Genomic DNA, 14,098 nt, shown 5'->3' with positions numbered 1-14,098 from the left:
TTTATATGACACTTTCACATGAACAAAAAATACATTTTCAAAGTATAGTTGATTCTGCACCTATAGCAATACAGCCTTTAGCAGCTGCATTGTTAAAATACATGGACAATAGAGATTATGACATTGAAACGCTTATAGCTGCTCAGCAATATTCATCACTTGAAGAACTATTTAGTGGACCATTATTTGAAGTGCTTACCATGTTTTCTTCACAAGAACGTGCACTTAAGATCAAGAAACTAGCATTACGCTTTGATGCTACAATGTTCCAAAGAGGTGTTTTACGTCGATCTTTTCGTTCTTCTCAACCAGTGCAAGACCATCTGTTTCAATGTTTACAATTAATGGAAGAAATGCTGACATTTGAGGAAATTACTTTGCAGGAGTTGTTAACGAATCATCGTCAATATGAGCATGGAACCTATCCAAACTATAGCTCCTATGTCTTAAAGAATGAAAATACAAAAGTAATGGGTTTTAATGTCTTTGAGCAGTTGCTTGCTGAAGAACTATCATTAGAAAACCCGTCAATTGAAGAAGCAGTAGAGGGTATTTTATTTGATGAACATCAAAGTAGCTTTTTCGGCCATCCATTCATTCGAGGTATTTTTAAATCAAGTAATCATCGGATGCATGATGCACTTGGCAAACTCTTATTAGCAGCTGCACGACAAGAAGGTTTACGACAGGCAATAGTAGAAAATATTGACCATGGCAATCTTGATGCACAACTCAACATGATGAAGCTTATTCAGGAACATCGCCTAACACGCTTCTCCTCTGTAATTCGAGCAGTCGATACTTGGATGGGACTTGGCTATAATAGTTTCGAAAATCAAAAAATAACAGAGGAAGTTCTTGCATTAGCCATCCAAGCAATCGAAGAAGACAGCTTTGTTGAAAAACTGTTAACGAGTGAACGTACAATTGATATCTATGTTGCATTATGGGCAACTGCTACAAAGGACTATACGAAGTTAAATGACCTTGTAACAAAACTCTTAAAGCGTGACAAGCATATCCAACTTACAACGCTTGCCTTTTTGAAAAACTTATCGAAAATTTCCTTCACAGCGCCATTTGTAAAGGATTTAATCTTATCAACAAAAGATATCGAGTTGTTTGCCTTTGCATGGGGCAATTTTCTTTATGCTAATCACCATATTAATAGTGAGTATGCAAGAGACAATGAATGGGCGCAAATCCTTCAAACCTTCATGCAAGAAAACACACAGTTACAAGGGATTGAATACCTTTTATTCGAACAGCTTGAGTGGGCAAAAAATGAAATTACGAAAGATGGACTTAACATTACAGGTAAACCTCTATCCTTTGTCCATGTCCATTTGTCATTAGAAGATTTAATTTCAACACAAATTATTTTAGCCCAACATGTACAAGACGAGGCATTATTCCAACGGATTATTGAGCATGCAGATTCTTACTCACCATCTAGCAGAATCGGCCTACTGAATATTTATTGTCTTGACCCTGTCACAGAAGGTCAACGTGAATTTTTATTTAATTCATTACGGGATCGCAGTTCCATCAATCGTTCTCTTGCGTTAAAGAAAATACATGCTCTAACACCAACAGAAGAAGAAATAGCAAAAATTGAAGATCTTTTAGCTAATAAATCAGGTGCACTTCGTAAAGAGGCTATTTCTCTCTTAAAAGTTCAGGCACAGAATAATCTGTTACAAAGTGCTGAAAGGCTGTTAAAAGATAGTAAGCAGTTAAAGAGACTTGGAGGGCTTGAATTACTATTAGAAGCCTCTAAGCGACACAACTTAGCAAGCGAGCAAATTACAGCTTTATGCTCCTTATTACCAAAAGTAACTAAAAACGAGCAAGTTTTGTTAGAGCAATTAATTACAAGGGATGTCCCTGAGTATAACGAAAGTAATGGCTTTGGCTTGTATACGCCACATCCCCCTATTCAATACGGCTGTATTTCTGATGGAGCCATTCAAATGAATGGTGTAGAGCCTTGGCAACAGCTTGCTCCACTTTATGTACAGGCACCTACACCTTTTGAAAAATTCTTTCAATATGATGTTGATAAGTTATTATCTAAGCTTGAACAGCTTATTCAGGTTTTAGATCAACATGCTGAACTAGAATATGAAACATACCAATGGAATGACACACCCATTAGCACTACATTAGGACAAAGATACAGTGTAATGGCAACTAAATCGGATAATCAACGACATGCTAGTCTTGATGCTTATCCTATCCCCGAAGAAATTGTTCAATGGATGAAGACAGCATTATTTAGTAATGAGGACTTAGCCTATTTTAATTTTTACCATAATCTATCAGAATACCCTGCTGCTCATGATCTTTCCGAAGCAGCTCATACACTAATTAAACCGTTCTTCCAATACAAAGATTTAAAAGTACGTGTTGCGCAATTTAATTCCTTGAAATATGACGATACAATTCAACAGATTTTCTCAGTGCTATCCCAAGACATCGACAAAATCTCAGGTGATACAGCGCTACATCAGGAAGCACTTTCATTACTCGAAAAGCATGCACCCGAATTTAATCGCTTCGAACAGGCAGTAGGCATAATGTTACAGCTATTCAAACAAATCCCTGCTGATCAGTGGCAACTTGATGTTCGAGAGAAGGGTTATTATTACTATCGTTCCACTTCTACTATTATCGATTTAGATGTCGTTGAGTCATTCGTTGATCGATGCTGGTCTGATTACTCAACCTATGGTGAATATGTCAAAATGCTAGCTGTTAATGAAGAGCTAACAAAGCGTATGAAAAATGCAAGCTATAGCCCAAACGTCTACAATTTATCTTTGTTCCAATATTTAGACGCCATGAAAGTTGGTTTATTTACGCAAGATCACTTATTTGAAGCCATATTTACCAACACGCTCGCTTCAGAAATATTTAATGAGCCAACTAAGTTACAAGAACGCTATCAACAATCGTTTGAAGATTTAACAGATTTCTTTGCTATTCGTGAACAAGCGATTGATCGTATTTTAGCCATAGAGCTAAAACGTGGTGATACGCCTACTGCTGTAACAAAGCTTGCTAGTAGCATTTCTTATTTTGAGGGTATTGATTATTTCTTACAGATTCTACAGGCACTTGACGGAGAAAAGCTTGCGAGAGGATATATTTGGCAGGCAGAAACGAAAAAGGATGTATTCTCCCGATTGCTAACTAACTGTTACCCCAAAAAAGAAGAAACAGCCCAGCAATTAAAAGAAGCTTGGCAGAAAACAGACATTTCTAAAGAACGATTAATTGAAGCAATGATGTATAACCAGCATTGGATAGACCTTGTAAGTGAAGTGATTGGCTGGGATGGACTAAAAGAATCAGCCTGGTATTTTATTGCTCACACAACAGATTCATTGTCTGACTATGCCAAAGATCAAATTGCCCTTTTCTCTAGCATCACTGCTGAGGATTTCCGTGATGGTGCATTCGATTTAGCTTGGTTCCAAAGCGCTTATCAAACACTTGGGGCTAAAAATTTCAAAATTGTCTATGATGCTGCAAAGTATGCATCAGAAGGAGCCAACCATCGTCGGGCACAGCTTTATGCCGATACAGCTATCGGTAAGCTCAGTCCAAAACTGTTAATGCAAGAAATTCAAGATAAACGCAATAAAGATAAACTGCGCGCACTTGGTCTTATCCCTTTCATAAAATCAGATGACAAAGACGCCCTGACACGCTATCAATTTATTCAACAGTTTTTGAAGGAAAGTAAGCAATTTGGTGCTCAACGCCGCGCAAGTGAGGCTCGAGCAGCAAGTATCGCTCTAGAAAATTTAGCGCGCAATGCAGGGGATGGAGAAGCCACTCGCTTCACATGGCGTATGGAGTTATCTGCCTTTAACGATCTGAAGCATTTATTTAAAGCACAACAAATCGAGCAAATTACAGCCCATCTACAAATAGAGGATGATGCCTCTGTAGCTATTATTGTTGAAAAGGATGGTAAACGTCTAAAGAACGTTCCTGCTGCATTAAAAAAGCATGCTGATATTGTAACCTTGCAGGAAGCCCGAAAAGACTTACAAGAGCAATATAAACGAGCACGCCCAGCGCTTGAGCAAGCAATGGAATTAGAAACAGTATTTTCGGTCGAGGAGCTCATTCATTTATTAGCTCATCCGATTCTAGCTCCGCTGTTACAAAAACTACTATTTATTAGCGATAATTACGTTGGAATGCTGACATCAGAAGGTTTACAGCTTTTATCGGCTGACATTGTGAACCTTGCTCCTACGTCCTCTATAAAGATTGCTCATCCTTACCATCTTCTAGAGAGCGGTCAATGGAGACAGTGGCAATCCTATATGTTCGAGCACAACATTAAACAGCCATTTAAGCAAGTGTTCCGTGAGTTATATCTCATCAATGCTGATGAAAAAGCACAGAAACATTCATTGCGCTATGCAGGGCATCAAGTAAATCCTTCACAAACAGTAGCCCTGTTGAAAACACGTGGCTGGCAAATCAGCTATGAAACAGGACCACGTAAAGTATATTATAAGGAAAATATTGTGGCATCCTTGTATGCACAGGCAGATTGGTTTACGCCAGCAGAAATTGAAGCACCTGCAATCGAAGGTGTTTACTTCTATGATCGACTAACAGGCAAAGATATCGTTTTAGATGATATTCCAGCTGCGATATTCTCTGAGGTTATGCGAGATATTGATCTTGTTGTCAGCGTAGCTCATGTTGGTGGTGTAGACCCTGAGGCAAGTCATTCTACTGTTGAAATGCGCAGTATCATCGTAGAAGAATTGGCTAAATTATTGAAGCTAAACAATGTGGAAGTGAAAAAGCAACATGCCCTCATAGAAGGTAAGCTAGCAAGTTACTCCTTACATTTAGGAAGTGGTGTGGTGCATCAAATAGGCGGTTCCATGATCCCAATTATTGCTGTCCCATCTCAGCATCGTGGACGAATTTTCTTACCGATGGTGGATGATGATCCACGGACGGCTGAGATCATGTCCAAGCTCTTATTACTATGTGAAGATACAAAAATTAAAGATCCAGCTATATTAACTCATATTCGAAGCTATGAGCAAATGCACTAACGTACTCTAGATAAAAACAGGTGACTCCATTCGTCACCTGTTTTTACTTTATATCTGTTTTAATCATTTCAAACAATAGCGGTACATTCGTGCCACGATGCAATGAATGACAGCCTTCCATTAAAAATGACCAACTTTTCTTTATTTTTTCCCTATAAGACAACTCTGAACTAACTGGGAGATAGGTGCTTAAATATTCCTCAATCGTGCATGTCAGATTGTCCATAAATTTATCTGCTTTTTGTATTTTTTCTGTTGGGATTTCATTGCGCTCATTCCATAAGACATGTTCTAAATTCGTAGAAAAATAAAATAATTGATAAGGTACTTTCATACGGTTAATGCTAAAGTGGTCGTTGGCAATCAAAATTCTAGCATTCTTAGCCTTCATATCATTGCGTTGTTCTATTTGTTCTTTGCGTTTATCCGACTTCACTAAAATAGCATCCTCTGTATAAAATAAGTTTTGCTCGATACGCTCATCTACCTTGACGCACTCTGGTGCAATAAAGCATCCATCTGCATCTGTAATATGAACAACCGCTGTTAAATCATTGGCTAAAAATTTATATTTTTCAAGATAGCTTTGAATCACTCGTACAACACTGTTTTTAATATTCGGTATTCGTTTGTGCGCATCCCACTTTGTTAAGATATCTTCTCGTTGTACATCAAAACGTATTGTGGAGTTCGCAAAATGAGCATCTAAATAATCCTCTAAAATAATTTGCTCCGTCTGCCCTTCCACAATAATCAAAAGTACTTTTTTAGTCATGTTGAACACCTGCTTTACGAAAAGCCCGCTTTATTTTAAATGTTTTAGTTTCCTTATATATCTCTTCCTCTTGCCCGCCAAGCTGGATAGCACGTAAATAGACATCTCTAGCGTTATTCACTTCTTTGATACCTTTTAGCTGCATATAACGGTGATGTTCATTTGTTGTCGTAAACCATAAATTTTTAATAGCTAGCACCTCTAACACACGTAGATTATGGGAAGTAAAAATAAGTTGCCCTTTTCCATCCTCATCTATCACTGTTAACAACTCACCTAACAAATATTCAAATACACCTGAATCTAATTCATCAATAACCACGCATGCATTCGGATTATTGTATACAGCAATTAATACACTAAGAATAGAAATGATCTTTAAAATTCCCTCTGACTCTGTTCGTAGCGGTAATTCCTGCTCCCCACGCTGAGACAAAAATTCAAAACGAATTCCTTGCTCGCCACTGTCCATCATTTGCTTTGTAATGATATTAATTTTAATCGTCAGACCAGGAATAATTGCTGAGAGCACTTGATTACTTTGTTCAATAACTTCACATAATGCATAGAATGCATCCTCTGGTAATAAAGCTGGTCCATTTAAATCATAAGGAATAAGACCTCTTGTTTTCTCTAAATGAATACTGAATGGCATCATCCGTTCTTCAAATAGTGGGGCAATATTTTGAGTATTAACAACATGTAAGTCTCGACTAAAATCAACAGCAATATTTTGTAGCAACTGCATTTCTAGCTCAGAAAGCCGTTCCTGTAATAATGTCTTTATATCTTTATGGAATAGAAATGATATATATTGTTTTCTTGCTAACTGTTGAATAACCAGTAATTGAATTCGTGCTTGTTCACTCAAATCATCCAGTTTCGATTGACGAATTTGTACATCCCTCTCCGTCACAGCCACTAAAATCTTTGATCGCTTCCCTTTCGTGTTTTCTCGATAGGTAAGGCGCTCCAACGTAGTATATAGTCGATGTTGATCCTCCTGTAGCTCCACATAGTAATTCACAAAAAATGTACCGAATTGATTCTGAACTAGAAATTCTACATCCATGCTAGCTGTTTGCTCTCCTGCCAATATAAGTCGCTTCTTTTGAGAGGGCAACTTCACTTCAGCAAGCCATCCTGATAGAAGTGTCTTCAATAAACTAAATGCATCTACAATGGTTGTCTTTCCAGAGCCATTTTGTCCATATAGGCCAACAACATTCGCTTGTAGAAATGTCTCAAAATTTACTGTGAGAACAATTTCACCCTGTCGTACATTTCGTAAATTTTGTATGTTTATTTTTTTTATCTTAATAATTGCCATGTGCTAAACATCCTTTTAGCTTTTTCCCTTATTATAATGAAAATCGTTTTATTTTATAACAAATTCGAACTTAAGCATCCATAGCCTATAGCCTATGACAAAAATCGTAATAGGCATATGTTAGAAAAAATGAAGAAAGGTGTGTTTCATTGGTTTATCCTAGATTAGCCCCTGATGATTTTAACAGTCAATTTCGCCCAGGTATGAAAATATGGGTAACACTCCCTACTGGTACTTATTCAGGTACATTAATTCGGACATTCGGAACTGGAGGAAGAACTGCTGAAATTCAGTTAGATAATGGTCAAATAGTGACTGTGGATGTTAGTCAAATCACTGCTGCAGGTACAGGAACACCTCCTGGTAGTTCCTATCCGCCGCCATACCCACCACCATATCCACCATATCCACCATATCCGCCTCAACCTTATCCACCGCGTCCATACCCACCACAGCCTTATCCACCGCAACCTTATCCGCCACGTCCTTATCCACCACAGCCTTATCCACCGCAACCTTATCCGCCACGTCCAGGTGGGCAATATCCTGGTTTCCCACCACCATTAATACCAGGACTCCCTAATATTTTACCGGGCATATTTGGTAATCCGCGGCCTTAGCAACAATTAGAAAAGGTTATTTCTTTATTTAAGAATAAAGAAATAACCTTTTTTCATTTTATTCCCATAACAATAATCATCAAATTCCTTTACATATAAGTCATGACAAAATAAGTAAAAAGCCCTAACAAGGAATTGGAAATTGGTATTTCAGCCAAATTTTTAATCAACTAAAAATAAGTTAGATCTGAGCATACTTCTTTTTTATACTAGGAAATATATAGCTTTTTGTAAAAATTTAACCTAACCTAAAAAATATATAGACTAAAAAACTATATATCATCGTTTATTTATAGAAATCATGACTTGAAATAGTAAGTTTTCTGGGTTGTGAATCAATTTTTTTGGCAGTATAGTAGTTAAATGATAGGGGATAAATAGATTATTTTGCATTTATAAATAGTTAACACGCATCTGGACTTCTACGAATAACATCAACATCTTCAATGTGTAGTACATTGACTAAATTATCCATTTATAGTCCTTAGCTTGAAATATTTGCTATATCATATTAGGAGGAAAAGCATGAAAACACGCAAGAAGCAGCAAATGTCTATTAGTAAGAAATTAACTGCAATAGTAGTGAGTATTTTATTATTATTTGGATTAGTTACTTTAGGTCTTTCTTATTATATAGTAAGAAATAGTAATTTAACAGACATGAATCAATCTCTTTCTGACAAAGGCATGATCCTAGCCAAAACCATTGATATTACTACACTAAAATCGATATTAGAGAATCCTACAAATAGTAACCCTGATGCTCTACAATTAACTAGTGAAATGGATGCAATCAATGATAATTCAGATAGCATTACCAATCTATTTTTAATTACAGTTAACGGTGAAAATATTAATGCACCTGTTCTATCATCTAGTATACTTGAACTAGGGGCAGAGTATAACCAAGATATGATTGCAATGGGTTTATCTCCAGATTTCCTAGCAAGAATTAAAGAAGTCTTTGATACAAAAAAAGCAACAGCAACAGATATTTATAGCGATGAATATGGTAGCTATAAAACAGGCCTTACACCAATCTTGGATGAGAATGGGAATATGCTGGCTGCTTATGCCATTGACTATGACGTATCAATGGTAACAGGAAAAGCGATGTCTGAAGCCCTATGGACGTTATTAGTAACGGTTATTTTCTTAATTGGTTCATCCATTGCTGTTTACACTCTTTTAAGAAAAAAATTAACACCAATTCAACAACTTTCCTTACAATCTAAAAAAGTCGCAGAAGGTAATTTAGAGCTGGAACCATTACCAGTTACTTCAACAGACGAAGTAGGAATGCTCACACAAAATTTTAATTCTATGATCGATAACTTAAAAAATGTTATTAAGAGTACAACGATTGTTTCTGAGCGTGTTTCAAACACAGCCAATGTTTTATCTGTAAATATGCAAGAAGCTTCCGATTCATATAATAATGTAGCATCTTCCATGCAGGAGATTGCAAGTGGCGCTGATCTTCAAGTACAAAAGGCAAAAGAAAGTACAATTACCATTGAAGAAATGAATATTGGTATTCAACGTATTGCCATGACGTCCAATCAAATTTCAGAATCCTCGATTTTAGCATCAGAGGAAGCTGAAAGAGGGAATGAATCGACAAATAAATCTGTTGCACAAATGAATGCTATTAGCAAAGCTGTTAACCAATCTGCAGCTTCTGTTAAATTACTTGGCGATCATTCCAATAAAATAGAAGAAATCGTAGGAATCATTACAGGGATTGCTTCGCAAACCAATTTACTTGCATTGAATGCGGCAATCGAAGCTGCACGTGCTGGGGAGGCTGGTAGTGGCTTTGCAGTGGTTGCTGATGAGGTACGTAAACTTGCAGAGCAATCTGAGGCATCTGCAAGAGAAATTTCTACACTTATTTCTCATATCCAGCATGATACAAACGAATCTGTAAATATCATGGTTCACGCTGTAGAAGAAGTAGATCATGGTATTGTCATGATCAATGACTCAGAAAAATCATTTAGCCAGATATTAACTTCCATTCACCATGTGACAGGGCAAATTCAAGAGCTTTCTGCAACAATTGAAGAAATGGCAGCTGGTATGGAAGAAGTAACATCTGCTGTAAAAGATATGGAAGATTTTTCAGTCAATTCAAAGGACAATACAAGAGCAGTAGCAGCAACTTCTGCCTCTCAATTGAATACAGTACAACGAGTTTCTGAAGAAGCTCAAGTATTATCCGAGCTATCTGATGAATTAATGAATGTTGTTAATACCTTTGTAGTGAAATAAAAAATGAAAGGGCTGCCCTTATTAAGGAGAGTTATGTCCGTTAGTTTCTCACAGATCGATTCACTACTGTGGACCTAATGACGATAATCGCTCCTTGATAGGTGTCGGCCCTTTTCTAAAATAGGAGTTGTCATAATTGAATAATAAAAAAGAATTTGATGTACACCCATCACAGAATAATACGCTTTCTTTTGACCAACAAACACTTCAATCCAATAGTACACAATTATTAAACAGAGAAGACTTACTCGCATATCAAACGTTAAACCGTACAATAGCTGACTACGATCAAAACACCACAATACCTGACGTATTTTATCAGGCAGCACAAAAATTTGCGGAACGAATCGCATTATCCTATGAAGGTGGAAAACTTACCTACCGTCAGCTAAATGAACAATCCAACCAAGTTGCTCATATGTTAGTTGCCAACGGTCTACAAAAAGGAAACTATGTAGCGATAGTTATGGAACGCAGTAAAGAAACCGTCATTAGTTTGTTAGGTATCCTGAAAGCTGGTGGAGTTTATGTTCCCATTGATCCGAGCTATCCAAAAGAACGTTGTCAGTACCTATTAAACGATACAGGTGCTCCATTTATCATAACGAAAAACGAACATACAGCTCTACTGAATGATTTTATACATAATGATTCCCAAACACGCACAGTGTTCACAATCAACCAAATGGAGCAAGGATATTCACAGGAAAATATCCAATGTGAAATTCTTCCATCCGATTTAGCCTATATTATTTATACATCTGGTTCAACAGGTAAGCCAAAAGGCGTCATGCTTAAGCATGAGGCTGTCATTAATTTAATAACAGATAATCAACGAATCTACCATTCAACTAAAGAAGATGTTTATTCCCAGTTTATTTCTTTTAGTTTTGACCCTTCTATAACAGAAACCTTTACTGCTTTATTTTCAGGTGCAAGACTTCATATGCTTACAAGTATAGAGCGTTTGTCCATTGAGGCATTTGCTGATATGATCGACCGTGAGCAAGTAACGACCGCTACTGTTCCAAATGCCTTCTTTACACAGCTAGCTACACATTTACCAGTAAGCTATAGAAAAAAGCTTTCGACATTAAATTATTTATCTGTAGGTGGTGAAGCCCTATTGCCTGCCATTGTTCAAAAATGGCAAGACAAATTTGGACTCTCTACAGAAATTATTAATGTGTATGGACCAACTGAATGTACAGTATTGTCCTCCTATTTTAAGGTGAAAAGTCAGATAACAGACATGCAATCTAGTATCCCTATTGGTAGACCAATCGCCAATTATGAAATGTACGTTATTAACACGGACGATCAGCTATGTCCCGTTAATGTAATCGGAGAATTATGTATTGCTGGTGCTGGTTTAGCAGCAGGTTATTTACATCAGCCTGAAAAAACAGCTGAAGTATTTGTACCTCATCTCTTAAAGCCAGATCAAAAAATGTATCGAACAGGTGATTTAGTTCGACTATTGCCAACTGGTGTCATTGAATTTGTTGGACGTAAAGACTCTCAAATTAAAGTAAGAGGCTTCCGTATTGAACTTGGTGAAATCGAAACAGTATTGAGCAATCATACGAGCATTCAGGAAGCTGTGATCATTGCAAAGAAAATGGCTGATGGGAATAATCATTTATTTGCCTACTATACGGTGGCAAGTGGGATGCAGCTTGAGGAGAATCTTTTAAGGGACTACTTAGCAAATCTTTTACCAGATTATATGGTGCCAGAGCAATTTATTGAATTGCAAGAAATGCCATTATCCCCTACAGGAAAAATTGATCGAAAACACTTAGCTTCATTGGAATTAACTTTATCACGCAGTACTACATATATTGCCCCAGAAAATGATACACAGCGTATGCTTGCTACTGCATGGGAATTTGTACTCGGTATTGAGCCAATTGGCATTCACGATAACTTCTTTCATATCGGAGGGCATTCGCTAAAAGTGCTCGAGATTCTTGTACAAGTGAAAAAACATATACCATTCTTAAAGATTCAGGATTTCTTCCAATATCAAACGATTGCTGAACTGGATCATTATATTCGTCATTATCAACCAGAAGCGATTGAAGATCAAGACGAGCCAGCTAAAAGCATTGTATTCAAGGACTTAATGGAGCCTAGTCCTCTAAAAGTCTCCCAAAATGTGAAGCCCTTGCCAATGACATCGGTATTACTAACAGGTGCTACAGGTTATTTAGGTAGTCATGTATTATATGAGCTATTAGCAACAACAACTGCGCACATATATTGCCTTATTCGACCAAGCACCCAAACTACGATTGAAGATAAACTAAGAGAGAGTATGCAATTTTATTTTGGCAATACCATTGCTCAGCAGATGAAAGATCGTATTACTGTTATCCAAGGTGACTTAGGGAAGCAACGACTACACTTATCTGATAAAGATGAAAAAATCATTATGAAAGAAATTAATGCTATCATTCATTGTGGTGCAGATGTACGTCACTTCGGTGCAGCTGATCATTTTAATAATGTCAATGTGAATGGAACTCGCTACTTGCTTGAAATAGCCAAACAGAAACCAGGTGTGCATTTCCATTATGTATCGACAATTGGCATTCCAGAGGAGCTAGCCGCCATACAATGGGGACCAAATGAAGCAAAAGGTAACTTCAATTACAATGTTAAGCTTGATAATGTTTATACTCAAAGTAAGCTAGAAGCAGAAAACCTTGTTCGAAACGCTGTACAGGATGCAATCCCTGTCTCCATTTATCGTGTAGGAAATTTAAGCTGTCATTCTGAAACAGGTAAATTCCAACGTAATATCGATGACAATGCCTTTTACCGTATGATTAAATCAATGCTTTATTTAGGTAAAACACCTACCGCACAATGGCATGTTGACTTCACACCAATCAATTATGCTAGTCAGGCACTTGTTTCTTTGGCAAGCCAGCCAGCAACCAACGGCCATGTCTTCCATTTATGTAACCCTGTATCGCTTACTTATTTAGAATTAATCGATATGCTTAAGGAAATTGGTTATGACCTAACAATTGTGTCAACACAAGAGTATACAGATTGGCTATTAAATGGTGATCATTCAAAAGATGTACAGGAATATTTATCGTTAGCTATTGCGCAGCTTGAAGGTGATGGAGCAAGTGACTCCCCATTTATCTTCAATTGCAAAAAAACGATAGAATTTTTAGCTCATACCAAGATTGAATGTGCGGTACCAAATAAAGCCTTTATTTACAGAATGATTCAATATGGCATTGATACAGGCTACTTTCCTGAACCAAAACAAGTCAATATAAGATGATAAAACAAACTATACAGTTATTTGCACTTCCTCTAGGAGTACAGTTAGCACCACCAGAACGGGATGCTTTCCTTAAAGCACTTCCTTTTGAGGTGCAAAGAAAAGTTCAGCAATACAAGCACTGGCAGGATCAGCAAAGAGCGTTGCTAGGTAGCACTCTTATTAGATGGGCACTCCTTCCCTATATAGATGACGTTCTGTTACAACTAGCTCATAATGAATTTGGGCGCCCTTATATTGCAGGACACCCTCATTGGCAGGGAGATTTTAATCTCTCTCATTCTGGGGATTGGATAGTGTTAGCAGTCACCACTATCGGACGAGTGGGCATTGATGTTGAAGAAATAAAGCCAGTTAGTGAAGATATGATGATTTATGCGCTTTCCGAGACAGAGCGTCAATTGGTCTCTCATCAGCCTTTACATGTTTTTTATGAGTTTTGGACTTTAAAAGAGGCCCTTTTTAAAACAGGCTTATTGCCAATCCTATCGCCATATTTGCTTGATACCACCAACATAAAAAAAACAAGGAAAGACCTTTTTACCCAATTACTCTATCTCGATCAGCAGCATCCTGTATCCGTCTGCTGGAACAATGAAAATTCTAAGTTAATAACCACAATATTAAATAAAGAGCAGCTTCTACAGCCATAACAATAATTATTCCTCCGTATTAAGAAAACGCTGCCCTAACGTG

7 protein-coding genes are annotated in these 14,098 nt (G+C 37.2%); 5 read left to right on the top strand and 2 right to left on the bottom strand.

Annotated features, from left to right (window positions below):
* The first annotated feature begins 5 nt into the window (after window positions 1–5).
* Window positions 6–5,096: a DUF4132 domain-containing protein gene (locus VK91_RS18600; RefSeq protein WP_048394943.1), complete on the top strand. Its 5,091-nt coding sequence runs from the start codon at window positions 6–8 to the stop codon at window positions 5,094–5,096.
* Between the two features lie 43 nt (window positions 5,097–5,139).
* On the opposite strand, the gene VK91_RS18595 is transcribed toward VK91_RS18600, so the two are convergent.
* Both VK91_RS18595 and VK91_RS18590 read right to left on the bottom strand, forming a co-directional pair.
* Window positions 5,140–5,871, bottom strand: coding sequence for a hypothetical protein (locus VK91_RS18595; RefSeq protein WP_048394942.1), 732 nt, complete (start codon window positions 5,869–5,871; stop codon window positions 5,140–5,142).
* Complete coding sequence (locus VK91_RS18590) at window positions 5,864–7,201, bottom strand: AAA family ATPase (RefSeq protein ID WP_048394941.1); 1,338 nt, start codon at window positions 7,199–7,201, stop codon at window positions 5,864–5,866. The genes VK91_RS18595 and VK91_RS18590 overlap by 8 nt, the downstream gene beginning before the upstream one ends.
* Before the next feature lie 149 nt (window positions 7,202–7,350).
* On the opposite strand from VK91_RS18590, the gene VK91_RS22590 reads away from it, so the two are divergent.
* The 4 genes from VK91_RS22590 to VK91_RS18570 all read left to right on the top strand — a co-directional run bounded on the left by VK91_RS22590 (window position 7,351) and on the right by VK91_RS18570 (window position 14,055).
* Window positions 7,351–7,821 carry a hypothetical protein gene (locus tag VK91_RS22590; RefSeq protein ID WP_082148177.1) on the top strand — a complete coding sequence of 157 codons (471 nt, stop codon included), beginning with the start codon at window positions 7,351–7,353 and terminating at the stop codon, window positions 7,819–7,821.
* 525 nt (window positions 7,822–8,346) lie between these two features.
* Window positions 8,347–10,095, top strand: a complete 1,749-nt coding sequence (locus VK91_RS18580; RefSeq protein ID WP_048394937.1) for a methyl-accepting chemotaxis protein — start codon at window positions 8,347–8,349, stop codon at window positions 10,093–10,095.
* Between the two features lie 136 nt (window positions 10,096–10,231).
* On the top strand, window positions 10,232–13,402 hold the full coding sequence (locus VK91_RS18575; protein WP_048394935.1) for a non-ribosomal peptide synthetase: 3,171 nt from the start codon (window positions 10,232–10,234) through the stop codon (window positions 13,400–13,402).
* Window positions 13,399–14,055: a 4'-phosphopantetheinyl transferase superfamily protein gene (locus tag VK91_RS18570; RefSeq protein WP_048394933.1), complete on the top strand. Its 657-nt coding sequence runs from the start codon at window positions 13,399–13,401 to the stop codon at window positions 14,053–14,055. Before VK91_RS18575 ends, VK91_RS18570 begins: the two co-directional genes overlap by 4 nt.
* Window positions 14,056–14,098: the final 43 nt, after the last annotated feature.

Source organism: Lysinibacillus sp. LK3 (assembly GCF_001043675.1).
GTDB lineage: Bacteria > Bacillota > Bacilli > Bacillales_A > Planococcaceae > Lysinibacillus > Lysinibacillus capsici.
This window is presented reverse-complemented; position numbering and strand designations above follow the sequence as displayed.

Bases quoted from the DNA above. Each gene is read 5' to 3' on its own strand.
- VK91_RS18570 (WP_048394933.1), top strand. From the start codon at position 13,399: ATGATAAAACAAACTATACAGTTATTTGCACTTCCTCTAGGAGTACAG.
- VK91_RS18590 (WP_048394941.1), bottom strand. From the start codon at position 7,201: ATGGCAATTATTAAGATAAAAAAAATAAACATACAAAATTTACGAAAT.
- VK91_RS18580 (WP_048394937.1), top strand. From the start codon at position 8,347: ATGAAAACACGCAAGAAGCAGCAAATGTCTATTAGTAAGAAATTAACT.
- VK91_RS18595 (WP_048394942.1), bottom strand. From the start codon at position 5,871: ATGACTAAAAAAGTACTTTTGATTATTGTGGAAGGGCAGACGGAGCAA.
- VK91_RS18600 (WP_048394943.1), top strand. From the start codon at position 6: ATGACACTTTCACATGAACAAAAAATACATTTTCAAAGTATAGTTGAT.